This window comes from Proteus penneri (assembly GCF_022369495.1).
Lineage (GTDB): Bacteria > Pseudomonadota > Gammaproteobacteria > Enterobacterales > Enterobacteriaceae > Proteus > Proteus penneri.
This window is the reverse complement of the sequence record NZ_CP059690.1, coordinates 3,419,528-3,443,939: the sequence shown is the minus strand read 5'-3', so window position 1 is coordinate 3,443,939 and position 24,412 is coordinate 3,419,528. Positions and strand designations below refer to the sequence as shown.

20 protein-coding genes and 2 rRNA genes are annotated in these 24,412 nt (G+C 39.5%); 7 read left to right on the top strand and 15 right to left on the bottom strand.

All coding sequences use genetic code 11. The features are described 5' to 3' along the window. Nucleotides 1-211 precede the first annotated feature (211 nt). From H1225_RS15415 to H1225_RS15395, 5 genes are all read left to right on the top strand, one after another. A 23S ribosomal RNA gene (locus tag H1225_RS15415) occupies nt 212-3,207 on the top strand. A 212-nt stretch (nt 3,208-3,419) separates the two neighbouring features. Further along, nucleotides 3,420-3,535: ribosomal RNA gene (gene rrf, locus H1225_RS15410) — 5S ribosomal RNA — on the top strand. Nucleotides 3,536-3,835: 300 nt separating this feature from the next. After that, nucleotides 3,836-4,573 (top strand): (Fe-S)-binding protein, encoded by a 738-nt coding sequence (locus tag H1225_RS15405; RefSeq protein ID WP_072065048.1) that lies wholly within the window; start codon nt 3,836-3,838, stop codon nt 4,571-4,573. Next, nucleotides 4,564-5,982: a LutB/LldF family L-lactate oxidation iron-sulfur protein gene (locus tag H1225_RS15400; protein ID WP_109399451.1), complete on the top strand. Its 1,419-nt coding sequence runs from the start codon at nt 4,564-4,566 to the stop codon at nt 5,980-5,982. The genes H1225_RS15405 and H1225_RS15400 overlap by 10 nt, the downstream gene beginning before the upstream one ends. 3 nt (nt 5,983-5,985) lie before the next feature. Beyond that, nucleotides 5,986-6,675 carry a LutC/YkgG family protein gene (locus H1225_RS15395; RefSeq protein WP_006534368.1) on the top strand — a complete coding sequence of 230 codons (690 nt, stop codon included), beginning with the start codon at nt 5,986-5,988 and terminating at the stop codon, nt 6,673-6,675. A 24-nt stretch (nt 6,676-6,699) separates the two neighbouring features. Here the strand turns inward: H1225_RS15395 and H1225_RS15390 are convergent, their stop codons facing one another. From H1225_RS15390 to acs, 4 genes are all read right to left on the bottom strand, one after another. After that, complete coding sequence (locus tag H1225_RS15390) at nt 6,700-8,283, bottom strand: phosphoethanolamine transferase (RefSeq protein WP_161727511.1); 1,584 nt, start codon at nt 8,281-8,283, stop codon at nt 6,700-6,702. Between the two features lie 435 nt (nt 8,284-8,718). Further along, the gene (locus H1225_RS15385) at nt 8,719-10,374 is read right to left on the bottom strand and encodes a cation acetate symporter (protein ID WP_109848566.1); all 1,656 of its coding nucleotides are present in this window, start codon (nt 10,372-10,374) and stop codon (nt 8,719-8,721) included. Continuing rightward, complete coding sequence (locus H1225_RS15380; RefSeq protein WP_006534371.1) at nt 10,371-10,682, bottom strand: DUF485 domain-containing protein; 312 nt, start codon at nt 10,680-10,682, stop codon at nt 10,371-10,373. The genes H1225_RS15385 and H1225_RS15380 overlap by 4 nt, the downstream gene beginning before the upstream one ends. Before the next feature lie 159 nt (nt 10,683-10,841). Beyond that, nucleotides 10,842-12,800 (bottom strand): acetate--CoA ligase, encoded by a 1,959-nt coding sequence (acs, locus tag H1225_RS15375; RefSeq protein WP_109399447.1) that lies wholly within the window; start codon nt 12,798-12,800, stop codon nt 10,842-10,844. A 372-nt stretch (nt 12,801-13,172) separates the two neighbouring features. Between acs and sodA the strand changes: the two genes are divergently transcribed. Then, on the top strand, nt 13,173-13,796 hold the full coding sequence (sodA, locus tag H1225_RS15370) for a superoxide dismutase [Mn] (protein WP_072065043.1): 624 nt from the start codon (nt 13,173-13,175) through the stop codon (nt 13,794-13,796). Between the two features lie 114 nt (nt 13,797-13,910). Then, nucleotides 13,911-14,585 carry a 6-hydroxyaminopurine reductase gene (gene yiiM / locus H1225_RS15365; RefSeq protein ID WP_006534376.1) on the top strand — a complete coding sequence of 225 codons (675 nt, stop codon included), beginning with the start codon at nt 13,911-13,913 and terminating at the stop codon, nt 14,583-14,585. Between the two features lie 75 nt (nt 14,586-14,660). On the opposite strand, the gene trpS is transcribed toward yiiM, so the two are convergent. The 11 genes from trpS to H1225_RS15310 form a co-directional block, all read right to left on the bottom strand. Further along, complete coding sequence (gene trpS, locus H1225_RS15360; RefSeq protein ID WP_109848563.1) at nt 14,661-15,689, bottom strand: tryptophan--tRNA ligase; 1,029 nt, start codon at nt 15,687-15,689, stop codon at nt 14,661-14,663. Nucleotide 15,690: 1 nt separating this feature from the next. Continuing rightward, a complete protein-coding gene (locus H1225_RS15355) occupies nt 15,691-16,401 on the bottom strand; it encodes a phosphoglycolate phosphatase (protein WP_072065040.1) in 711 nt (236 codons plus the stop codon). Then, nucleotides 16,401-17,072: a ribulose-phosphate 3-epimerase gene (gene rpe, locus H1225_RS15350; protein WP_006534381.1), complete on the bottom strand. Its 672-nt coding sequence runs from the start codon at nt 17,070-17,072 to the stop codon at nt 16,401-16,403. The genes H1225_RS15355 and rpe overlap by 1 nt, the downstream gene beginning before the upstream one ends. A gap of 44 nt (nt 17,073-17,116) precedes the next feature. Further along, a complete protein-coding gene (gene dam, locus H1225_RS15345; RefSeq protein WP_072065039.1) occupies nt 17,117-17,932 on the bottom strand; it encodes an adenine-specific DNA-methyltransferase in 816 nt (271 codons plus the stop codon). Nucleotides 17,933-18,014: 82 nt separating this feature from the next. Then, the gene (locus H1225_RS15340) at nt 18,015-18,953 is read right to left on the bottom strand and encodes an SPOR domain-containing protein (protein ID WP_072065038.1); all 939 of its coding nucleotides are present in this window, start codon (nt 18,951-18,953) and stop codon (nt 18,015-18,017) included. Between the two features lie 169 nt (nt 18,954-19,122). Then, entirely contained in the window at nt 19,123-20,217 is a 1,095-nt protein-coding gene (gene aroB, locus H1225_RS15335) for a 3-dehydroquinate synthase (protein ID WP_072065037.1), read from the bottom strand. Nucleotides 20,218-20,271: 54 nt separating this feature from the next. Then, entirely contained in the window at nt 20,272-20,793 is a 522-nt protein-coding gene (gene aroK, locus H1225_RS15330) for a shikimate kinase AroK (RefSeq protein ID WP_036914409.1), read from the bottom strand. A gap of 578 nt (nt 20,794-21,371) precedes the next feature. Continuing rightward, the gene (pilQ, locus tag H1225_RS15325) at nt 21,372-22,475 is read right to left on the bottom strand and encodes a type IV pilus secretin PilQ (protein ID WP_006534388.1); all 1,104 of its coding nucleotides are present in this window, start codon (nt 22,473-22,475) and stop codon (nt 21,372-21,374) included. Next, nucleotides 22,472-23,002: a hypothetical protein gene (locus tag H1225_RS15320; RefSeq protein WP_006534389.1), complete on the bottom strand. Its 531-nt coding sequence runs from the start codon at nt 23,000-23,002 to the stop codon at nt 22,472-22,474. Before H1225_RS15320 ends, pilQ begins: the two co-directional genes overlap by 4 nt. Continuing rightward, complete coding sequence (locus H1225_RS15315) at nt 22,999-23,568, bottom strand: fimbrial assembly protein (protein WP_161670840.1); 570 nt, start codon at nt 23,566-23,568, stop codon at nt 22,999-23,001. The genes H1225_RS15320 and H1225_RS15315 overlap by 4 nt, the downstream gene beginning before the upstream one ends. Beyond that, a complete protein-coding gene (locus H1225_RS15310) occupies nt 23,556-24,380 on the bottom strand; it encodes a hypothetical protein (RefSeq protein WP_161706132.1) in 825 nt (274 codons plus the stop codon). The genes H1225_RS15315 and H1225_RS15310 overlap by 13 nt, the downstream gene beginning before the upstream one ends. Nucleotides 24,381-24,412 lie beyond the last annotated feature (32 nt).

The window sequence follows — 24,412 nt, the reverse complement described above, 5'->3', positions numbered from 1 at the left end:
TTGATGAGTCTCTCAAAATCTCAAACTTTGAATGTGTTTTTCGACATCAAAGTGGGATGAGCGAGCAATTTACAGTTCGAGGCGGCCAGCGCACAGCCAGCGCAACATACATAAGTATGTGAGCATGGCGAGCACTGCCCAACAACGAAATGTAATCTGCGCAGCCATCACCACCCAGACGTCTTCAAGAAAAGACACCTTCGGGTTGTGAGGTTAAGCGAATAAGCGTACACGGTGGATGCCTAGGCAATCAGAGGCGATGAAGGACGTGCTAATCTGCGATAAGCGTCGGTAAGGTGATATGAACCGTTATACCCGACGATTTCCGAATGGGGAAACCCAATATCCCATGGATATTATCTTGACATGAATACATAGTGTTAGGAAGCGAACCGGGAGAACTGAAACATCTCAGTACCCCGAGGAAAAGAAATCAACCGAGATTCCCCTAGTAGCGGCGAGCGAACGGGGAACAGCCCAGAGTCTTAATCAATGGCAGCATCAGGAGAACGGTCTGGAAAGTCCGGCAGTAAAGGGTGATAGCCCCGTATCCGAAGATGCTGTTATTGTGAACTCGACGAGTAGGGCGGGACACGTGTTATCCTGTCTGAATATGGGGGGACCATCCTCCAAGGCTAAATACTCCTGATTGACCGATAGTGAACCAGTACCGTGAGGGAAAGGCGAAAAGAACCCCGGCGAGGAGTGAAAAAGAACCTGAAACCGTGTACGTACAAGCAGTAGGAGCCTCTTTATGGGGTGACTGCGTACCTTTTGTATAATGGGTCAGCGACTTATATTCTGTAGCAAGGTTAACCGCATAGGGAGCCGTAGGAAACCGAGTCTTAACTGGGCGAATGAGTTGCAGGGTATAGACCCGAAACCCGGTGATCTATCCATGGGCAGGTTGAAGGTTGGGTAACACTAACTGGAGGACCGAACCGACTAATGTTGAAAAATTAGCGGATGACTTGTGGATGGGGGTGAAAGGCCAATCAAACCGGGAGATAGCTGGTTCTCCCGAAAGCTATTTAGGTAGCGCCTCGTGAACTCATCTTCGGGGGTAGAGCACTGTTTCGACTAGGGGGTCATCCCGACTTACCAACTCGATGCAAACTGCGAATACCGAAGAATGTTATCACGGGAGACACACGGCGGGTGCTAACGTCCGTCGTGAAGAGGGAAACAACCCAGACCGCCAGCTAAGGTCCCAAAGTCATGGTTAAGTGGGAAACGAAGTGGGAAGGCTCAGACAGCCAGGATGTTGGCTTAGAAGCAGCCATCATTTAAAGAAAGCGTAATAGCTCACTGGTCGAGTCGGCCCGCGCGGAAGATGTAACGGGGCTAAACCATGCACCGAAGCTGCGGCAGCGAACGTATCACTTAAATTTGTTTGTGATGAACCGATTGACGGAACGAAGTGACGTCAATGCGTCCATTAAAGTCGAGGCGAAAGCAAGATTAAGCAAATTTAAGGATACGTTCGTTGGGTAGGGGAGCGTTCTGTAAGCCTGCGAAGGTGTACTGTGAGGTATGCTGGAGGTATCAGAAGTGCGAATGCTGACATAAGTAACGATAATGCGGGTGAAAAACCCGCACGCCGGAAGACCAAGGGTTCCTGTCCAACGTTAATCGGGGCAGGGTGAGTCGACCCCTAAGGCGAGGCTGAAAAGCGTAGTCGATGGGAAACGGGTTAATATTCCCGTACTGGTGGTAACTGCGATGGGGGAACGGAGAAGGCTAGGTTGTCCGGGCGACGGTCGTCCCGGTTCAAGCATGTAGGCAGAGTGATTAGGCAAATCCGGTCACTTAATGCTGAGGTGTGATGACGAACCACTAAGGTGGTGAAGCAATTGATGCCCTGCTTCCAGGAAAAGCCTCTAAGCTTCAGGTTACCAACAATCGTACCCCAAACCGACACAGGTGGTCAGGTAGAGAATACTCAGGCGCTTGAGAGAACTCGGGTGAAGGAACTAGGCAAAATGGTGCCGTAACTTCGGGAGAAGGCGCTGGCGGTAAGTGAAGTCCCTTGCGGACGGAGCCGAAGCCAGTCGAAGATACCAGCTGGCTGCAACTGTTTATTAAAAACACAGCACTGTGCAAACACGAAAGTGGACGTATACGGTGTGACGCCTGCCCGGTGCTGGAAGGTTAATTGATGGGGTTATCCTTAGGGAGAAGCTCTTGATCGAAGCCCCAGTAAACGGCGGCCGTAACTATAACGGTCCTAAGGTAGCGAAATTCCTTGTCGGGTAAGTTCCGACCTGCACGAATGGCGTAATGATGGCCAGGCTGTCTCCACCCGAGACTCAGTGAAATTGAACTCGCTGTGAAGATGCAGTGTACCCGCGGCAAGACGGAAAGACCCCGTGAACCTTTACTATAGCTTGACACTGAACATTGAGCCTTGATGTGTAGGATAGGTGGGAGACTATGAAGTGTGGACGCCAGTCTGCATGGAGTCAACCTTGAAATACCACCCTTTAACGTTTGATGTTCTAACCTAGGCCCGTAATCCGGGTCGGGGACCGTGTCTGGTGGGTAGTTTGACTGGGGCGGTCTCCTCCTAAAGAGTAACGGAGGAGCACGAAGGTTGGCTAAGCATGGTCGGACATCATGCGGTTAGTGCAAAGGCATAAGCCAGCTTGACTGTGAGAGTGACGGCTCGAGCAGGTACGAAAGTAGGTCTTAGTGATCCGGTGGTTCTGAATGGAAGGGCCATCGCTCAACGGATAAAAGGTACTCCGGGGATAACAGGCTGATACCGCCCAAGAGTTCATATCGACGGCGGTGTTTGGCACCTCGATGTCGGCTCATCACATCCTGGGGCTGAAGTAGGTCCCAAGGGTATGGCTGTTCGCCATTTAAAGTGGTACGCGAGCTGGGTTTAGAACGTCGTGAGACAGTTCGGTCCCTATCTGCCGTGGGCGTTGGAAGATTGAGAGGGGTTGCTCCTAGTACGAGAGGACCGGAGTGAACGCACCACTGGTGTTCGGGTTGTCATGCCAATGGCATTGCCCGGTAGCTAAGTGCGGAAGAGATAACCGCTGAAAGCATCTAAGCGGGAAACTTGCCTCAAGATGAGTCTTCCCTGTCACCTTGAGTGACCTAAAGGAACGTTTAAGACTAAGACGTTGATAGGCTGGGTGTGTAAGCGTAGCGATACGTTGAGCTAACCAGTACTAATGAACCGTGAGGCTTAACCTGACAACACCGAAGGTGTTTTGTCTGAGAGACAAAGATTAATGAAGTAAGCTTGTTTAAGATTGAATATTACTGGTTACGAACTGATGAAGAGTGAGTAACGGGTAATAAAACAGACCAGTTTGTCTGGAACAAACTGGAACAGTGCAGAGCACTGGCCCCAAAGGGGTGAGTCTCAGGAAGAGACGAATAATTAAAGAATTTAAAGAATTCTGCTTGGCGGCCATAGCGCAGCGGTCCCACCTGATCCCATGCCGAACTCAGAAGTGAAACGTTGTAGCGCCGATGGTAGTGTGGGGTCTCCCCATGTGAGAGTAGGGAACTGCCAGGCATTAATTAAGACGAGAAAGCCAACCCAATGGGTTGGCTTTTTTGCGTTTGGAGTTTTTATTTTTTAATCCTCTATTCCATTTCTTTTTAATAAATTGTTTTTATTTAAAATAATTTATTCCATCCTATTTCTATACCTAGATTAGTTTTATATACCGATTCAAATTATAAAAAAACATAGAATTAAACATATATTTAACATCATTTTTGTGACAATATTAATTGTCATACAAATATAACGATAAATAAATGGCGGTCAGTAAACTATTTTGTATAAAAGATAAGCAATAGGAGCAAATGTATGGATATTAATTTTTATGTCACATGTATTGGGGATGCTCTAAAATCCCATATGGCAAGAGACAGCGTATTACTGCTAGAAAAATTAGGTTGTCGGGTTCATTTTCTTGAAAAACAAGGTTGTTGTGGTCAACCCGCTATTAATAGTGGTTATATCGAGAACGCAAAACCAGCTATGAAAAAATTTATTGAAACCTTCGAAGTTAATGATTATCCAATTATTTCTCCAGCGGGATCTTGTACTTATGCAATCAAAGGTTATTCCAAATATTTAGCTAATGAACCTGATTGGGCAATGCGAGCTGAAAAAATAGCTAACAGAATGTTTGATTTAACTTCTTTTATTGTAAATCAGCTTGGTGTTCTTGATGTCGGCGCCAGTCTTAAAGGTAAAGCTGTTTATCACCCATCTTGTAGCCTATTTCGTAAAATGGGCGTTAAAGAAGAACCTATTAAATTATTACAGCATGTAAAAGGTCTTGAATTATTACCTTTTGAAGATATGGAAACGTGCTGTGGTTTCGGGGGGACATTCTCAGTCAAAATGGCCGAAATTTCAGGAGAAATGGTAAAAGAAAAAGTACACCATATTATGGATGTTAAACCTGATTATTTAATTGGTGCAGATGTTAGCTGTCTTCTAAATATTGGTGGACGTTTAGAGCGAGAAGGACGCCCTGTTAAAGTGTTACATATTGCACAGGTCTTGATGAGTCATGAGGAGGAATTATGTCGTTAAGAACGAGTTCTATTCCTTTTAAAGATCTTATCGATCGCCAAGTACATGATGAAGTTATGCAAAAAGCCGTTGCTAATGCACAAGAAACTATTGGTAAAAATCGGCAAAAGATGGTTGATGATCTTGGACATTGGGAAGATTGGAGAGATAGAGCAGCGCAAATTCGAGATCATGTGCTTGTTAACTTGGATGCTTATTTATACCAATTATCTGAAAAAGTAGAAGAACATGGTGGGCATGTTTTCTTTGCTAAAACAAAAGAAGAAGCAACGCAATATATTCTCAGTGTAGCTAAAGAAAAAAAAGCAAAGAAAGTTGTTAAAGCTAAATCAATGGTAACTGAAGAAATCGGTATGAATACCGCATTAGAGAATGCAGGTATTAAAGTTATTGAAACCGATTTAGCAGAATTTATACTCCAGCAAGCCAAAGATGCGCCTTCGCATGTTGTTGTACCTGCTATTCATAAAAATAGAGAACAAATTCGTCAAATATTCCATGATAAATTGGGATATAACGGCTCTGATACACCAGAAGAAATGACTCGTTTTGTTCGTCAAAATATTAGAGACGATTTTTTTACTGCCGATATTGGTGTAACGGGTTGTAACTTTGCAGTTGCAGAGACGGGTTCAGTTTGTTTAGTGACTAATGAAGGTAATGCTCGCTTAAGCACTACATTACCTAAAACACATATAGCTGTGATGGGTATGGAGCGTATCGCACCGACATTTAAAGAGGTGGATATTCTTATTACCATGTTAGCACGCAGTGCCGTTGGATTACGTTTAACGGGCTATAACACATGGCTTACAGGGCCTAGGGAAAAAGATAATGTTGATGGCCCTGAAGATTTTCATCTTGTTATTGTTGATAATGGGCGTTCAAAAATTATCGGCTCCGAATTTAAAGATATTTTGCGTTGTATTCGTTGTGGGGCCTGTATGAATACTTGTCCTGCTTACCGCCATATTGGTGGCCAAGGATACGGCTCTATTTATCCAGGCCCAGTTGGTGCTGTTTTAACCCCTTTATTAGGTGGTTATAAAGATTTTAAAAACCTTCCTTATGTGTGTTCATTATGTACCGCCTGTGATTCTGTATGTCCTGTAAAAATCCCACTATCCAACTTAATTAAAAAACATAGAGATGTGATGGTTAAGGAAAAAATCACACCAACAACGGAGCGTACGATCACCGATATATTTAACTATGTAAATCGTCATCCTACATTATGGAAAGTTGGTATGAATTGGGGAGCTCATGCTGCAAGGTGGTTTATTAAAGAGGGGAAAACGCCTTTAAATATAGGTGCATTAAAAGCGTGGACTGAAGCAAGAAACTTGCCACAAGGTGATGGTGAAAGTTTCCGTAGTTGGTTTAAAAAACATCAAAAAGAGGAGAAATAAGAGATGAATAATAAACATACATTCCTATCTCATTTAGCTTCTCAGTTAGGAAGACCATTAAAAACAATACCTGACTCATTACCAACACCAATAAATACATATCCGGAAGAAAGATTAACTGAATTATCGGAAGAGGAACGATATCAATATTTTCTTAATACCGCTAAATTAGCAGGCAGCGATTATGAGACAACGACACAAGAAGCCTTACCTCAGTGCTTACTTGCACTATGTAATAAATATGGTTCATCAGTGATATTGACGGGTGATCCTCGTTTAAAAGAAAGTGGTGTTATTGATTTATTATCTCAACATTGTGATGTTAGTGTGTGGGATCACCATGTTGGTGCAGAAAATATTGAACATGTAAAAAATGCTAAAGTGGGGATTGTCTTTGCCGAATATGGACTTGCTGAATCAGGGGGCGTTGTTTTATTTTCTGGAGCAGATAAAGGACGTAGTGTTAGTTTGATCCCAGAAACAACACTCTTTGTTATTAAGAGGAGTACCATTTTACCAAGAGTTGCACAATTAGCGGAAAAACTTCATCAACTAGCAGCAAAAGATGTCCGAATGCCTTCTTGTATTAATATTATCAGTGGACCAAGTTGTACCTCTGATATTGAATTAATTAAAGTTGTTGGTGTTCATGGTTCTTTAAATGCCATTTATATAGTGATTGAAGATTGCTAATAATTCTTTGTAAGGAGCCATATATTATTGTGGCTCTTGTTCTTCTGAACTTAATAAATCATATTTTAAGAGATTTTTATTACCATCAATGACCATGATGGGGGATCTCGGCTGATAGCAATCAGCTAAGGGTGAATAGCATTTATTTGGTGAGTGATGTTCTATACCAAGCCAACTACTTAATAACCAATAATTATTTGCTGTTGAATAAGGTTTGCTTAACACCTCATTACTAATGATTGGTTTTGTTGTTGAGGGGCTATACCAAATAAACAACGGGATATCGTAAGCTTCTTTACGTGGTGTATTTACGCCATGATGATAACGAACCTCTCTATTCTTATCGAGACGCTGTAAAGCATGATCGGAAAAATAGAGAATAGAAGCTGGCTTATCTTTGACTCTTTCAATGATGTCATTAATTAATTTATCTGTATAAGCGATAGAGCTGTCATAGCAATTATCATCATCTTCTTGCGTGAATTTCTTTAAATACCGATTGGGAAATCGATTACAGGCCGGCTCATGGCTACCATATGTATGTAAGATGATTAATTTTTTCTGTGCAGAGGGTTCTTTCAGAGCGCTATCTAAATAAGGAAGTAGCTCTTCATCATAACCGATAAATTCATTCCACTTTTTATTTTGGGCCATATTAGCAATGACAGAAATAACACTGGTTTTTTGATTACCTTCACCTTGGTTACTTAGCCAATATGTTTTAAATCCGGCATGATTGGCAAGGGAAACAATATTATCAGCATAATGATTTTTATCTTGTAACTGTTCTAATCCTATATTTGAGAGTGAAATTGGTACAGAAAGAATGGTTACTGGCGCCGGAGAATAAACTTGATTGAATAAAATAAGATGACTCTTTTCTTTCATTAGATTAGGTGTTGTATTGTGCTGATAGCCATAAATTCCTAGATGATCTCTGCGAACAGATTCTCCAATAATCAGGATATAAATTTCTGTATTATCATTATTTTTATTATATTGGAACTCAACTTTTTGAGCGGGAATTCTTCTAATTTTGCGATTTTCGTGGAGAGTTCGGACAAGTGCTGCTGCATTATAAAAAGGTGTATTCAGAAGAGTATATTCTGCAAGTAATTTACTATTGTTGTCGTTTCTTAATGCTAAGCTTTTATAAAATGGAATAATGGCGATTAATATAACAAAAGCAGTTACACTTTTTTTTGTCGTTTTTAGATCAGATACTTGAGCCGCTTTATGGATAAAAAAATAGTAAACGGCAAAAGCACATATATAAAATAATACATAGTACTTATTATAAGAGAGCATACCGACAGTTTCGCTACTGTTAGTATTAATAAAAGTTTCAGCAATGGATGATGAAAAGGCAATATCATGCTCACGATAGAAAAATAGAGAAATAGAAAGGTTTAAAGACCATAGCGCACTAATAACAAAGGTTATTATTTTTCCCAAAAAGTAACGATAAATGCCACTACACATCAGCATAAGTAGCCAACCAATGAGAACAATATAGATTTTTTGTTCTATATACAGCGTTGAACCACCCAATGCTGCAGGTGCTATAGATAAGAAAAATAAAAGTGCGTAATGAGTTTGCCAAGACATAATCTATTTAAAAACTACCATCTCTTTTTATATAAAATAAAAAGTTAATCATTTACTTTTTGACAATACAAGCCTTGTTTGTCTGAAGTGTGTCTGAAATTGATATTATTATGCTTCTTTCTCATTATTTTGGGCGCTTTAGCTTTATTAATAAGTCATGTGGCAAATAAATTATGTTTACTTTTTGTTTGTAATTAATTGATTTTAATTTATTTTATTTTTCTCTTTATACCGGTAGAGTAGTTGATAATAAGTTATATAAATAATCGTATAGATATGTAGTTAAAGCTTAAAAATATTATAAATAAGTAAATGATAGAAATAGGAGCACGGTTTTTATGATAATTGATAAAAATGATTGGAATTGAAGAGCCCCAAAGTTGGAATTCACTTTGCGGCTCTTTTTATTAAGAAAGATTACATTATTTCTAGCTGTTAGTGCTGTTTACCTTGCTCAATACCCAAGCCAATTTGAGAACGGATAAACTGTGCTTGGAATTTTGCTTTTTCTTGCTCACCTAAAGATGATTTATCTGTAATAGAGAAAAGCCATGAGATAATAAAAGCAATAATTATTGAAAATAATGCCGGATATTCATAAGGGTAGATTGGTTTTTCATGACCTAAAATACTAACCCAAATTGTTGGCCCTAAGATCATCAACGTGACAGCAACGAGTAAACCAGACCATCCTCCCGCTACGGCTCCTCGTGTTGTAAGTCCTTTCCAATACATAGATAACAATATGATTGGGAAGTTACAGCTTGCCGCAATTGAGAATGCTAACCCCACCATAAAGGCAATATTTTGCTTTTCAAATAAAATACCTAAACCGATAGCGACGATACCTAAGATAACTACAGTAATTTTAGATACTTTTAGCTCTTGTCTTTCATCTGCATGGCCATTTTTAATTACATTAGCGTAGAGGTCATGCGATACCGCAGAAGCCCCCGCTAAAGTTAGTCCCGCAACAACGGCTAAAATAGTGGCGAAGGCAACAGCTGAAATAAAGCCTAAGAAGAAATTACCGCCGACTGCATCCGCTAAGTGAACGGCCGCCATATTGGTTCCGCCAATTAAAGCGCCAGTGGCATCTTTGAACATAGGATTAGGGCTAACGAGTAAGATAGCGCCGAAACCAATGATAAAAGTAAGAATATAGAAATAACCAATAAAACCTGTTGCATAGAAAACACTCTTACGGGCTTCTTTTGCATCGCTAACAGTAAAGAAGCGCATGATGATATGAGGAAGTCCCGCTGTACCAAACATTAAAGCAAGACCTAAAGAGAGAGCCGATATAGGATCGGAAACCAATCCACCAGGGCTCATGATAGAGAACCCTTTTGAGTGAACACTAACGGCTTCTTTAAATAAGGTATTGAAATTGAAATCGGCAGCTTTCATCACCATAACAGCCATAAAACTTGCACCTGCAAGTAATAAAATAGCTTTAATGATTTGAACCCAAGTGGTGGCTAACATGCCTCCAAATAAAACATATAGCACCATTAGAATACCAACAAGCACAACGGCAATATGGTAGTTTAAACCGAAAAGGAGTTCGATTAATTTTCCGGCACCCACCATTTGTGCAATTAGATAAAGGGCAACGACAACCAGTGATCCAATAGCAGAGAGAGTTCTTACAGGTTTAGGGCTTAAGCGATACGAGACAACATCCGCAAAGGTATAACGTCCTAAATTACGTAAGCGTTCAGCAATGATAAAAAGAATGATAGGCCAACCAATTAGAAATCCAATTGAATAGATAAGTCCATCATAACCCGAGGTATAAACCAGAGCGGAGATCCCTAAAAAGGATGCGGCAGACATAAAATCACCGGCAATTGCCATCCCATTTTGAAAGCCAGTAATTTTTCCTCCAGCTGTATAGTAATCTGAACGTGAACGAGTACGTTTAGAGGCCCAATAAGTAATATAAAGCGTTAATCCGACAAATATCAGAAACATAATAATAGCCTGAATATTCATCGGTTGTTTTTCACCTCCTTCTGTTATTGCAGCAGCATAAGCCACTGTTGAAGAAAGGAAAAATAAGCTTATTGCATAGAGTAAATTTCTCATTTTTCTACCTCTTCAATAACTTCAGCGGTAAGTTTGTCAAATTCAGTATTAGCTTTGATTACGTAAATACCTGTTAATAGAAATGAGGCAATAATTAAGCCAATACCAATAGGAATACCTCGTGTAATGTAGCTTCCTTCATATAGTGGTGTACCTAACCACTGTGGATAGAATGCAATAAGTAAGATAAACGAGACATACATAACGAGCGTAATAATTGAAAGTGTCCATGAAAAACGACTACGTTTATTAACCAGTTCTTTAAAGCGAGGGTTGTTTTCTATCTCTTGATAAATATTGGCATTCATCAGAGTTCTCCTCTATATAATTGTTTGGTTTATCACTTGATTTAGAGGCTTCAATCCCCTGCATTTCATGATTTTTAGGTAAGAGCGCCCAGCAAAGACATTTTCATGTCTTTGCTTTGTCGTATTACGTTTTTTAAATGACAGCTATTTTGTTGTGTATTAAGCGGTGAGTGATAGAGACTGTTTTTCTTCTAACAGTTTCTCTACAACACCCGGATCAGCGAGTGTTGAGGTATCTCCGAGGTTAGTTGTGTCACCAGAGGCAATTTTGCGCAAGATTCGGCGCATAATTTTCCCTGATCGTGTTTTAGGTAAGGAATCTGTCCAATGTAGGATATCTGGTGTCGCTATTGGTCCAATTTCTTTACGTACCCAGTTGCGAACTTCAGTATAAAGTTCAGGGGTTGGTTCTTCACCGTGATTTAAAGTGACATAAGCATAAATGGCTTGTCCTTTAATATTGTGAGGAATACCCACTACTGCGGCTTCTGCAATTTTAGGATGTGCAACAAGAGCAGATTCAATCTCTGCTGTTCCTAAACGGTGACCTGAAATATTCAAGACATCATCAACACGTCCTGTTATCCAATAGTCACCATCTTCATCTCGGCGCGCTCCATCACCAGAGAAATACATACCTTTAAAGGTTGAGAAGTAAGTTTGTTCAAAACGATCGTGATCACCAAAAAGTGTTCTTGCTTGACCCGGCCAAGAATCAGTAATCACTAAGTTGCCTTCACAAGCCCCTTGCTGTACTTCTCCCATATTATCGACAATGGCAGGTTGAACGCCGAAGAATGGACGTGTTGCTGAACCTGGTTTTAAATTCATAGCACCCGGTAGTGGGGTTATCATGAAACCACCCGTTTCTGTTTGCCACCATGTATCAACAATCGGGCATTGGCTACGTCCCATTTTCTGATAGAACCATTCCCAGGCTTCCGGATTAATAGGTTCACCTACAGAGCCAAGGATCCGTAGAGAGGTACGTTGAGTATCTTCAATCGCTTTATCGCCTTCAGCCATTAGCGCACGAATTGCGGTAGGGGCTGTGTACAGAATGTTGATTTGGTGCTTATCAACGATTTGAGCCATACGGTTAACTGATGGGTAATTAGGAACACCTTCAAACATAACTGTAGTCGCACCATTTGATAGTGGGCCATACAGTAAGTAGCTATGGCCTGTTACCCAACCCACATCAGCGGTACACCAATAAATATCGCCTTCATGATAATCAAAGGTGTATTTAAAGGTCATTGAAGCATAAACGAGATAGCCCCCTGTAGTGTGCAGTACACCTTTAGGTTTACCTGTTGAACCTGAGGTATACAGAATAAAGAGAGGATCTTCTGCATCCATAACTTCGACTTCACATTCTGTACTGACATCTTGGATGATTTCATCCCACCAAACATCACGTCCATCAATCCATTGTTCGGTATGTCCTGTGCGGCGAAATACCACTACGTGATTAATCGGCGGAATATCGGCGTGGTTTAATGCATCATCAACATTTTTCTTTAAAGGAATAGCGCGACCCGCTCGTAATCCCTCATCAGCTGTAATGACTAATTTAGCTTTTGAGTCTATGATCCGGCCAGCAACCGCTTCAGGGGAGAAACCACCAAAAATAACAGAATGGATAGCACCAATACGAGTACAAGCAAGCATAGCGACTGCGGCTTCTGGCACCATAGGCATATAAATCGCCACGACATCGCCTTTTTTAATACCTAAGTTTTTTAATACGTTAGCGAATTGGCAAACATCGTGGTGAAGTTGTCGGTAAGTAATTTTTTTTGACTCATTAGGTGAATCACCTTCCCAAATAATGGCGACTTGATCACCTCGTGTTTTAAGATGGCGATCAAGGCAGTTTTGGCTGATGTTTAGTTGTCCATCTTCAAACCAGCGAATGCGTACATGGCCTGGGTCAAAGGATGTATTTTTTACCACAGTATATGGCTTTATCCAGTCAACGATTTTCCCCTTATCTGCCCAAAAGGCCTCGGGGTTTTTGATAGATAATTCATAGTCTTTTTGGTATTGCTCTTTATTGATCAGGGCGTGTTCTGCAATGCTTGCAGGAATATGATGTTGGTTTATTTTTGTCATAATAGTTCTCCTCACTATTGTTAATACTATGTCAAAAAGTCGTTAACAAAAGAGGGGAGATAAAGATTGTTTCTTTTTTGCGCAGAAGATCACGAATTAATGGAAATGCTTTTTATGGAATGTTCAAATAGTGCGAAAGCTAGTGATGAATGATTAATCTACTATTTTCTCGTTTAATAGGATTATTGTTTAATAGAAGGCTTTATAATTAAAATAATATACTATGAAAATTAATTTAACCGTGCTGGATAAAAAAACCACAATAACAACATGGATATGATAATGATTTTCATTAACGTTTTTTTCACTATAATGAAATGAAAAGATAAATCACATGGTGTGATCCAAGATAAAACAGCACTGGAGATTAATATGAGCTATACATTACCTGCACTGCCTTATGCTTATGATGCGTTAGAACCTCATTTTGATGAGCGTACAATGGAAATTCACCACACTAAGCATCATCAAACTTATGTGAATAATACCAATACAGCATTAGAAAAATTACCTGAGCTTGCTGGTTTAGAAATTGATGAATTAGTTAAAAACCTTCATAAAGTACCTGCTGATCAACGTACATTCTTACGTAATAACGCAGGTGGTCACTCTAACCATTCATTATTCTGGAAAGGGCTGAAGCTAGGTACTCAATTACAAGGTTCACTAAAAGAGGCGATTGAGCGCGATTTTGGTAGCGTTGAGGCTTTTAAAGAGTTATTTGAAAAAGCAGCAGCTAGCCGTTTCGGTTCTGGTTGGGCTTGGCTGGTATTAAAAGACGATGGCAAACTTGCGGTAGTTTCTACAGCAAACCAAGATAGCCCATTGATGGGTGAAGAGTTAGCTGGCGCATCTGGTTACCCAATTATAGGGTTAGATGTGTGGGAGCATGCTTACTACTTGAAATATCAAAATCGTCGCCCTGATTATATTAAAGCGTTTTGGTCCGTTGTTAACTGGGATGAAGCGCAAAAACGTTTTCAAAGTAAAGCATAATTGAGTAAATAGCTTCCTTTCTTTTTATATTTTCAATGCCGACATATGTCGGCATTGTTTCTTTTGAACACTCTCTTTACTATGGGGCATTGTTTTCTGTTTAGGTAGTGAGCCATGCGTTATTTTCCTAGTGTTTTTATCGGCAGCATCACAACAACGTCTAATGGATTTACCAGTGCGATCACCAAAAGGCTGGTGGACGGTCATATCAAACTCACTTCGTTGGGATTAGAAGGAGATGAGCAAGCTGAAAAGAGTTTTCACGGTGGCCCTGATCGCGCACTTTGTCACTATCCTAAAGAACACTATCTTTATTGGGCTGAGCAATTCCCACAATTGACGGATTTTTTTCATGCTCCTGCATTTGGTGAAAATATCTCAACAACAGGCATGACAGAAGAAAATGTTTTTATTGGTGATATTTATCAATGGGGAACCACATTAATTCAAGTTACTCAGCCTCGCTCTCCTTGCTATAAACTTAACACGGTGACAGACGTCAGTAATTTTTCGCAAATTATGCAAGATAGTGGTTATTGTGGTTGGTTATACCGAGTTGTGAGTACAGGAGAAACCGGTAGCCATCATCCTCTTATTTTGGTTTCAAGAAACAGTGATGTTTCTGTGAAAGAGGCGATTTCAATTGCTTTTCATATGCCTTTTGATGAAGAACTTTATCGTCGGTTATTAAGTGCCGCAGGATTATCTGCGAGTTGGAGCAAGACTATGCAGTTAAGATTGCAAAATCAAACTATTGAAAGTTTTAATCGACGCTTGTTTAAGGAATAAAAAGAAACACCTCTCTAAAAATGAACTGGGGTCAGTTCAAAATAAGAGAGGTGTTTTTTATGTATTAAAAGGAAATTACGGATGAGCAATAAACCCGATTGCGTCATAAACCTTGTCTAAGGTTGCTTGAGCGCGAGCTTTAGCTTTATCTGCACCTTCTTTCATTATTTTATTAAGTAATGCTTCATCATTACGGAATGTGTTAAATCGTTCTTGAATGTCGGTTAGCATTTCAGAGACCGCATCTGCGACAGCACCTTTTAGATGACCGTACATTTTGTCTTCAAATTCAGCTTCTAATTCAGGAATAGTTTTACCTGTTACACCCGCTAAAATATCTAATAAGTTAGATACACCCGCTTTATTTTCAAGATCGTAAATAACACGAGGTGGCTCTTCTGAGTCTGTCATTGCACGTTTGATCTTTTTAGCTGCTGATTTAGGATCTTCAAGCAATGCGATAACGTTATTACGGTTATCATCAGACTTAGACATTTTTTTAGTTGGATCTTGTAATGCCATCACACGCGCACCACCTTTTGGAATAAAAGGATCGGGTACAGTGAAGATATCGCCATAAATAGCGTTAAAGCGCTGAGCAATATCACGGCTTAATTCAAGATGTTGTTTTTGATCGATACCAACAGGGACTTGGTTTGTTTGATAAATCAGAATATCGGCTGCCATTAATACAGGATAATCGAACAACCCTGCATTGATATTTTCAGCATGACGCGCTGACTTATCTTTAAATTGAGTCATTCGGCTCAATTCACCAAAATAGGTATAGCAGTTAAGTGCCCAGCTTAATTGTGCATGTTGTGGAACATGTGACTGAACAAAAATAGTGCTTTTTTCTGGATCAATACCGCAAGCAAGGTACAGAGCGAGTGTATCTAAGGTTCTTTTTCTTAGCTCTTTAGGATCTTGGCGTACTGTAATAGCGTGTTGGTCAACGATACAGTAAATACAATCATAGTCATCTTGCATTTGTACCCATTGACGTAGCGCACCCATATAATTTCCGATAGTTAATTCACCAGAAGGTTGTGCACCACTGAATACAATTGGCTTTTGTGCCGTTTTTTCTACTGATGTCGTCATTTTAATTCTGTTCCACAGTTGTCATTGGCGTGATATCGAGGATAGAGAGCAAATCAGCAAAATTATCGAGAGTAAAATCAGGTTTGCTGTCTGCAATAGATACGCCGTAGTTATAGCCATAGGTTAAACCTACGCAAGGGCATTGTGCCTCTTGTGCTGCAATAATATCGTTGCGAGAATCCCCAACAAAAAGGAGTTCTTCCTTTTTAACACCAAATGTACCCATTGTTAAATATAATGGTGCTGGATGCGGTTTTTTTTCTTTAACATCGTCTCCTCCTAGCACCAAGGAGAAATACTTATCAATTTCCAGTTGTTGTAATAGTGGAGCGATAAATGGTGACGGTTTATTGGTGACGATACCTAATGGAATATTATGTGAAGCTAATACTTCAAGGGTTTCTTTAACGTGTGGGAATAAATCACTGCCTGTTTTGACGGAAGTTGCATAATGTTCATCAAAAAGATCACGCATTTCTTTTAATAAGGTTTCAGTGACATCCTCAACGCCAGCATTATGCAAAGCACGCGTAAGTAGCATATCAACGCCATTACCCACCCAAATAGTGACGTTATGTTTTCCAGCAGGAGGAAAGCCTTTTGCTTTTAATGCGTAATCCGTTGCTTCTGTAAGCCCTACAGCGCTGTCGGTGAGTGTGCCATCGAGATCAAAGGCGATAGCACGGATACCTTTGAGTTTTTTATCTGTCATTACGATACCTTTTTTAATTCACGGCGCATATTGTCGATAACATGTTTATAGTCAGGCTGATTGAAAATAGCCGAACCAGCAACAAACATATCTGCACCCGCTTGGGCAATTTCAGCAATATTATCGACTTTGACACCGCCATCTATTTCTAAACGAATGTCATAACCACCATCATCAATCATCTTACGAACTTGGCGTAATTTATCGAGAGTGTTAGGAATAAATGATTGGCCACCAAAACCAGGGTTAACAGACATCAGCAGGATAAGATCTAATTTATCCATAACATAGTCGAGATAGTTTAATGGGGTTGCTGGATTAAGCACTAAGCCCGCTTTACAACCACAATCTTTGATTAATTGAATGGTACGGTCAACGTGGTCACTGGCTTCTGCATGAAATGAAATATAAGTTGCGCCTGCTTCTGCAAAATCAGGGATGATGCGATCAACGGGCTTTACCATTAGGTGAACATCAATGGGGGCTGTAATACCGTAGTTGCGCAATGCCTTACAAATTGGCGCACCAAAGGTCAGATTAGGAACATAGTGGTTATCCATAACATCAAAGTGGACAACATCAGCGCCTGCAGCGAGTACTTTTTCAGTATCTTCACCCAGGCGAGCAAAATCAGCAGATAAAATAGAAGGGGCAATCAGAAAATCTTTCATCGCATTCTCCAGACAACACTCCCATTGTCGGGAAGTGTTAACGATTATTTATATAAGGCAAGTAATTCGTTCACTTTGCTACGACCAAGTGTGTTGCTACTGATTGTTCTTCGGACTTTCACACTGTGTAGCTCTTTTGCGTTCACATACCACGTTTTTGTCAACGCAGTCTCATGGTTTGATATTAACACGGGTATCTGTCTCTCGTAAGCCAGCATTGAGGCAAGTTGAGCCAGATGTTCTTGCTCTTGAAAACTAAAGCTATTTGTATGGTATGACGTGAAATTTGCAGTCGGTGATAATGGCGCATAAGGCGGATCGCAATAAACGACAGCACCTTTTTCTGCATTAGTCATCGTTGATGAATAGCTTTGGCAAACAAATTCGGCTTTTTGTGCTTTTTCAGAAAACCAAATTAACTCTATTTCAGGAAAATAAGGTTTTTTGTAACGGCCAAAAGGGACGTTATATTCACCTTTGGAATTATAACGACATAACCCATTGTAGCAATGACGGTTAAGATAGAGAAATAGGACACTACGCTGATAAGGATCAGTTGAGCGATTAAACTCTTGTCGTAGTTGATAAAATTCCTCTGCGATATTCATTTGAGGGGTAAATAATAAGCGGGCATCCTTCATAAATTTTTCAGGATATTGCTTTACCGTGTTATAGAGATGAATTAGATCACTATTTATATCGGCAAGAATATATGAATCGTATTCTGTATTTAGAAAAACAGAACCAGCACCCATAAAAGGTTCAATTAAACAATTACCCTCAGGCAGATGACGTTTAATGTCATCTACCAAAGGATATTTACCACCAGCCCATTTTAGGAATGCGCGTTTTTTTTTCATGCCGTCCAAATTTCTCAATCGTTTCAGAGTCGCCGATTGTACTCTGTTTCAGACAGCATATCAGCGGTGAACCTCGTCTTAATTATTTTTTTAGATCCTGATGAACATGTTTCATCGGTCTAACCCATGGTTGTTTCGCTTGTACCGGTGCTGGTAATGAAGAAACAGCCTGTTTAGCTTCGCTTATATTACGATAGTTACCATAGATGAGTACATACCAAGGGTTACCATTACGCTGAGTTTTATAGATAGCGTAGTTTCCATTTAGGTTCTTTTTAGCGAAAGCTTCCAAGGTATCTTGGCGACTTGCGCCACTTAATTGCAATGTATAATTTGCAGCTGGAATAGAATTTAAATTGCCAGCAGATAATGAGCCTGAAACAACCGGTTTAGTTGTTGCTGGTTTAGGTTGCGTTGTTGCTGGTGGTGTTACTGGTTTTGTCGGTGGTGTTTTTACTTCAGCCGGTTTCTGTACGGGTTGTACTGGTTTGGTGACGGGGGCTTGTGTAACAGGTTGTTCCGGTTTTGGTTGTTGTGCGTTTAATTGCTGATTAGCCGCTTGATTGATGCCCGCTTGTTGTTGATTTAAAGAATCAACGATATCTCCAGGGATCTCAACACGTTGACCTTGTGAATCAATCATTGGTGGTAAGTTTTGTGAAGGTGGTGTTGCTGGCTGTATCTCTTGCCCAGAAATAGATTGAGGAGTCGATGGCTGACCATTTTCTGAAGGTGTAACGGATGACGGTTGTTGAGATAGATCGATATTTCTTTCTGTATTGGTTGAAGGTGCTGGTTCAGTTGTTTCTGGTGATTTTAATGCTGAGCTTATTGCGATAATTAGCAGAATCAGGACTAAAACACCGACACCAATCATCATCTGTTGACGGGATACAGAGAATCGAGCATTTTTTAATGGATTGCTACGAGGTCGATTGGTTCGACGTTCAGGCCTATCCGATGTATCAGGTTTGAGTGAATTATTACCCTTGGTTTCATTATCAGGTTTGAACTCGTCCATTATGCCCTCCGTCAGAGCGTCAAAAAGCGAAAAATATTCTATTCAGCTTAACCATTACCTCATAGTATAAGGATGAAACGCTTTTTCTGAAACGTTGCATTTGACAATATTAACCAGAATTTTCCTTAAATGAATATTCTGGTTTATTTCTGGTCAGGTAATGGGGTGCTTAATTTGCATTAATGCAAGATGTTATCGCTTTGTGGACTTGTTCGCGAGTAATATCGGCACGTAATTCGGATTGACCGATACCTTTTGGTAAAACAAGGTGTAATTTGCCACCAGATACTTTTTTATCTCTCATCATATGAGGTAAATAGTCATCAGGTGTCATTTCAATAGGGCCATTGACGGGGAGGTTGGCTTTCTCAAGCAATTGAATAACACGTTGAGTCTCTTCTTCAGTGAATTGACCAAGTGCTTGAGATGTCCTTGCCGCCATTACCATGCCTGCGGCAACGGCTTCACCATGCAACCAAACACCATATCCCATATGCGCTTCAATGGCGTGTCCATAGGTATGGCCAAGGTTGAGTAGTGCGCGCAAACCACTTGTTTCTTTTTCATCAGCGGCAACAACGTCAGCTTTTAGCTCACAGCAACGACGGATACAAAATGCCATGGCTTTAGGATCAAGAGCTAAGAGTTTATCAATATTATTTTCAAGCCAGATAAAAAAGTCTTTATCTAAAATGATGCCATATTTAATAACTTCAGCTAAACCCGATGAAAGTTCACGGGGCGGTAATGTGGCAAGACAATCGAGATCGATAACCACAGAAGCGGGCTGATAAAACGCACCAATCATATTTTTGCCAAGAGGATGATTAACCGCGGTTTTTCCACCTACAGAAGAATCGACTTGTGACAATAGTGTTGTTGGTACTTGGATAAAGCGAACACCACGTTGATAGCTTGCTGCAGCAAAACCAGTTAGATCACCAATAACACCACCGCCTAATGCGATAAGTGTTGTATCTCGATTGTGATTTTTTTCTAATAATGCAGTAAAGACATCATTCATGATCTCAAGCGATTTATATTGTTCGCCATCAGGCAAAATTACGCTATCAACCAAAACACCTTGTTTTTTTAAGGTGTCTGTTACCTTTTCTAAATAGAGTGGAGCAAGCGTCACGTTTGTGACGATCATCACTTGCTGCCCTGACTTTAATGGTAAAAAGGTATCTTCTTGATGAAAAAGGCCAGAAGCGATGGTAATGGGATAGCTTCTTTCACCTAATGTGACAGTGATTTTTTCCATAACAGTGGCCTTCTTCTTATTGTCTTTACTTAACCTTATAAATAGCTGAATGTATTAGTTTTGTTCTAATAATTCAATTATTTGATTGGCTACAATTTTTGCACTCTGATCATCAGTATGAATAGTGATGTCAGCAATCTCTTCATAAAGAGGATTACGTTCTTCAGCTAATGTCTCTAAGACATCACGCACAGGTTCAACACCTTGCAATAAAGGACGTTTTTTATCACGTTGGGTACGAGCGAGTTGTTTTTCAATGTTGGTTTCTAAATAAACAACCACACCACGTGCAGATAGTCTGTTACGGGTTTCTCGCGATTTCACCGAACCACCACCTGTTGCAAGTACAATGCCTTGTTTTTCAGTAAGTTCGTTGATTATTTTCTCTTCTCGTTGACGGAAGCCTTCTTCGCCTTCAACATCAAATACCCAACCTACATCCGCACCTGTACGCCGCTCAATTTCCTGATCGGAATCATAAAACTCCATACTAAGTTGTTGAGCTAACTGACGACCAATAGTGCTTTTGCCGGCACCCATAGGCCCAACCAGAAAGATATTACGTTTCTCTGCCATGTTTTTGGTATTACTAAGATATTCGTTAATGATAACCCGCCCCGCCAAATTCATTCAGCGACGGGACCTAAACTGAAATTTATGAGTGTTTATCTAATTCACGCCTGATAACATTTGTTATCTACTCTCATAATAAGACTGAGTTCTTTCAGTAGATCGCTATAAAATAACCACATGCTGTCATAAGTGACAACATAGGATAAAAATCCCTTTGCCCACAGTACATAACAAAAACTACTAAAAAGTAATTATCTTTGTTGGCAATGCGGAGATTCTAACACAATTTAGTCGGAAAACCGCATCTGATAATATTGTCTTTTTCGTCATCAAGCGATCAATATTACATATAAAAAGCCCTACCTCCAAGAATAGAGGAAGTGCATAAAATGTATCCGTATTTTTATTGTGATGTTTCAGGCTCACTCAAATTAGCTAACCCTTGTAAGCTAAATCGTCCTCATCGTCAAATCTATAAATACAGATTATAAGAAAAAACAATGAATAACTCTCAATTTAATCTTAGTAAAAAACATGTAATTAATTGTATTTTATAATGAAATTACTTTTCACATAAAAAATTAGATTAATTTGGGTGTAATAAAAATAACCAATTCATGACGACTGTGTTGATCTCTTTTATGACTGAAAAGTACGCCAAGTAAAGGAATCGAGGATAAGAAGGGTATCTTTGCCGTGTGTTCTTGCTGTTTCTGCTGAAATATACCTCCTAACATAATGGTTTCTCCATCACGAATCGCCACTTCTGTGCTGATCTCTTGTTTATCAATAGACAGATGTTCACTTCCACTTTGAACAAGTGCAATGCCCGGTGTGTTTTGACTAATTTTAAGTATTAACCTTATCTTTTTATTTCTTTGAATAATGGGTGTGACTTCCATACCCAAGACAGCCTCTTTAAATTGAACTTGTGTAATTTCATTATCTCGACTGACATAGGGGATCTCCGTTCCTTGTTTTATGGATGCTGTTTTTTCATGAGCGGTTGTTAGCCGGGGACTTGCAATAATAGATAATTGTTTCTCTTGTTCTAACGCGCTTAATTCAAGCTCTAATAGGCGTCCATTGATTCTGGCAATGTTGAATGCAATATAGTGAAGGGGATTTTTGGTGTTTTGATGGAGTGATAATGCAGAGAGTGAAGGTGTTGATAGCGCCGAATTAAGTGAGGAGGTTGCTGAAATCGTATTAGATACTGTTGTAGATGTTGCTTCGGTTTGTGTTTTTAATGCTTGTAACCCCCATTGAGTGCCTAATTCATTTAAAGCATCCTGACTGCTACTGACAATATGCGCTGTGATGTGAACTTGTTGTTGTGGGGTGTCTCGTAGTTTTAGCCAATCTTCTATTTCAGACAGTGTTTTACTATTATCAATAATTGAAAGACTATTTGCTTCTCTATCAATAATAACCCGCCCTTGCTGACTCAGTAATGGAATAGTGTGATTAGTGAGTTGCTCACCTAGTCTCTCAGCATCAGCATAATTTAAAGGATAAAGTTGGTGATGCAATTCTTCAGATTGCTCTGTCGCTGATGTTCGTTCTTCAATAAAGGTAGATGATATCTTTTCATTATTGATGTTCTGAGGAAAAAAGGGATCTCGGGTGTGAGCCCAAATGGTGGTTGTCATAGATAATATGGCGATTAAAATACCTATTTTCATGATATATCATCCTGTATTGTGTGAGGATAACTTAGTTCTATAAGGCTCATTTGTACTGAAATTAGATAGTTTTCTATTGGAAAAATATTCAGAGAAATAAGTGCTAAACTTGTTTGATTGAGGCATTCCAACAGTGTTAAAAACTGAGAATAAGACAAAGTAAATGTGAGTTTATATAACGAGTTGGGCGTGCTTTCCCAAATTTCTGGTATAAAATGATAAGTCATCAGTAAGTGTTGTAATTGCTCACTAACCGGTGAGTTATTGAATGGAATGTCATAATCTATTTGTTGTGTGATTAGTGAATTAATTGATGGCATTGTGTTTAACGTGTTTTGATGATGATCTATTCGCTTTCGTCTTTGAGCCATTTCTACGTGTTGTTGGGTTATTTCTTGCTGATAGTCCGTGTAGATAAAGAGGTAATAAACTAGCAGGGTAATAAAAGGTATAATTAAGCTTAGTAAAGTGAGTTTCCACTTAGGTAAAAACGCAATAAGTAACAACCATTGTGCATTTATTTTCATTGATGTTCCCCATCTTCTTCACTCCATTGCTCTTGTTTTTCTAATTTTCCGTTTAAATGTACTTCTGTGTAAGACGGATCAGTTTTGCTTTGTTGTAAATAATTCAACGCTAAAGAGGCTAAAACAGGGTGGCTTTTAAGGTTGGTAATAAAAGAGAGTGATTGTGTATTGGGAAGAGTGAGATGCAGTGAACGTTGATTATCTGCCTCATCATAGTGGCTAATCCAACCGGTTGCGGGAAGATGTGTTTCGATAGCTCGAAAGAAGCGAATGTAATGTAAATAGCGTAACCAGTTTTGATAATAGAGTGAATAGTGTTGATAGCGTAAAAGTGTCTGTTTTTTCTGTTTTTGATATATATCGAGTTGTTTTAGTAATAAATCTTCTTGTTGTTGAGTCTGGTGCTGTTGCGCTGTTATGAGTGTTCGTTTTTGTGCCAAATGGTAGGTGTAATAGCTACATACAACGAAAGTGATCGTGACCAATGATAGCGTTTGATAAAGCCATAACAATACTTTTTGTTTAAATAAATTGTGGCGCCAAGGGAGATAATTTATTTGATACATAACACCTCTTCAGGGCGTAATGCTAAACCCAAAGCAACAAGTGGAATGAGATCTTTATCTGACGTTGTTTCAAATAAGCTGTGGGAACGATTGGGCCAAATAGGCATCAACTGGCTAAAATATTCTTCGTTATCGCCTGCTAAGTAACACTGTTTTAGTGACCAATGATATTTTTCTACTAACTGGTAAATACAAGTTTGTTGCTCTTGTTGGTTTTCATAGGCGAGAGTACCGTAATGAGGCATATTTTCATCAGATGATACCCAGAGTAGTGTTTTGTTTTTACAGTGTAAAAGTGGATCTTGGGGTGATAGGTCAAGGTAAGTTGCTAAATAACGCAGTGCACATGCAGGGGTATCAATCGCCGTTATTGTTAAATTTATTTGAGAGAATAAGTCAATATACTTATCTAAAATCGTTTTATGGCACAGATGAATGGCGAGTTTATCCTTATTCTGTCGATAATCAAAATTAACAGGGATTTTCGTATTTTGTGTGTAAGATGTGGCTCGTAGTTGTGCTAATCGATAACATGCTGCTGATGTAAGGGAAATTGCATGAGGCAGTGGGATAATTTGATAGCTTTCATAACTATCTGGTAGAGAAAGCGTAACATTATTAATAAAGGGTAAATTTTTACGCCAATTCATTAGGATTTTTCTTAATTTTATATCATTAAAATCGTCATTAAGAGGTAAAGGGAATTGCCAAAATGTACTGATTTTCCATTGTTTATTCTGCTGAAATATCAAAATTGCATTGATATGATGAGTGTTAATTTCAATACCAATCTGATAATTGTGTGTTTCCATAAGAGATATCCATATCTATTGATGAGTAATTG

Bases quoted from the DNA above. Each gene is read 5' to 3' on its own strand.
- H1225_RS15405 (WP_072065048.1), top strand. From the start codon at position 3,836: ATGGATATTAATTTTTATGTCACATGTATTGGGGATGCTCTAAAATCC.
- H1225_RS15400 (WP_109399451.1), top strand. From the start codon at position 4,564: ATGTCGTTAAGAACGAGTTCTATTCCTTTTAAAGATCTTATCGATCGC.
- H1225_RS15395 (WP_006534368.1), top strand. From the start codon at position 5,986: ATGAATAATAAACATACATTCCTATCTCATTTAGCTTCTCAGTTAGGA.
- H1225_RS15390 (WP_161727511.1), bottom strand. From the start codon at position 8,283: ATGTCTTGGCAAACTCATTACGCACTTTTATTTTTCTTATCTATAGCA.
- H1225_RS15385 (WP_109848566.1), bottom strand. From the start codon at position 10,374: ATGAGAAATTTACTCTATGCAATAAGCTTATTTTTCCTTTCTTCAACA.
- H1225_RS15380 (WP_006534371.1), bottom strand. From the start codon at position 10,682: ATGAATGCCAATATTTATCAAGAGATAGAAAACAACCCTCGCTTTAAA.
- acs (WP_109399447.1), bottom strand. From the start codon at position 12,800: ATGACAAAAATAAACCAACATCATATTCCTGCAAGCATTGCAGAACAC.
- sodA (WP_072065043.1), top strand. From the start codon at position 13,173: ATGAGCTATACATTACCTGCACTGCCTTATGCTTATGATGCGTTAGAA.
- yiiM (WP_006534376.1), top strand. From the start codon at position 13,911: ATGCGTTATTTTCCTAGTGTTTTTATCGGCAGCATCACAACAACGTCT.
- trpS (WP_109848563.1), bottom strand. From the start codon at position 15,689: ATGACGACATCAGTAGAAAAAACGGCACAAAAGCCAATTGTATTCAGT.
- H1225_RS15355 (WP_072065040.1), bottom strand. From the start codon at position 16,401: ATGACAGATAAAAAACTCAAAGGTATCCGTGCTATCGCCTTTGATCTC.
- rpe (WP_006534381.1), bottom strand. From the start codon at position 17,072: ATGAAAGATTTTCTGATTGCCCCTTCTATTTTATCTGCTGATTTTGCT.
- dam (WP_072065039.1), bottom strand. From the start codon at position 17,932: ATGAAAAAAAAACGCGCATTCCTAAAATGGGCTGGTGGTAAATATCCT.
- H1225_RS15340 (WP_072065038.1), bottom strand. From the start codon at position 18,953: ATGGACGAGTTCAAACCTGATAATGAAACCAAGGGTAATAATTCACTC.
- aroB (WP_072065037.1), bottom strand. From the start codon at position 20,217: ATGGAAAAAATCACTGTCACATTAGGTGAAAGAAGCTATCCCATTACC.
- aroK (WP_036914409.1), bottom strand. From the start codon at position 20,793: ATGGCAGAGAAACGTAATATCTTTCTGGTTGGGCCTATGGGTGCCGGC.
- pilQ (WP_006534388.1), bottom strand. From the start codon at position 22,475: ATGAAAATAGGTATTTTAATCGCCATATTATCTATGACAACCACCATT.
- H1225_RS15320 (WP_006534389.1), bottom strand. From the start codon at position 23,002: ATGAAAATAAATGCACAATGGTTGTTACTTATTGCGTTTTTACCTAAG.
- H1225_RS15315 (WP_161670840.1), bottom strand. From the start codon at position 23,568: ATGTATCAAATAAATTATCTCCCTTGGCGCCACAATTTATTTAAACAA.
- H1225_RS15310 (WP_161706132.1), bottom strand. From the start codon at position 24,380: ATGGAAACACACAATTATCAGATTGGTATTGAAATTAACACTCATCAT.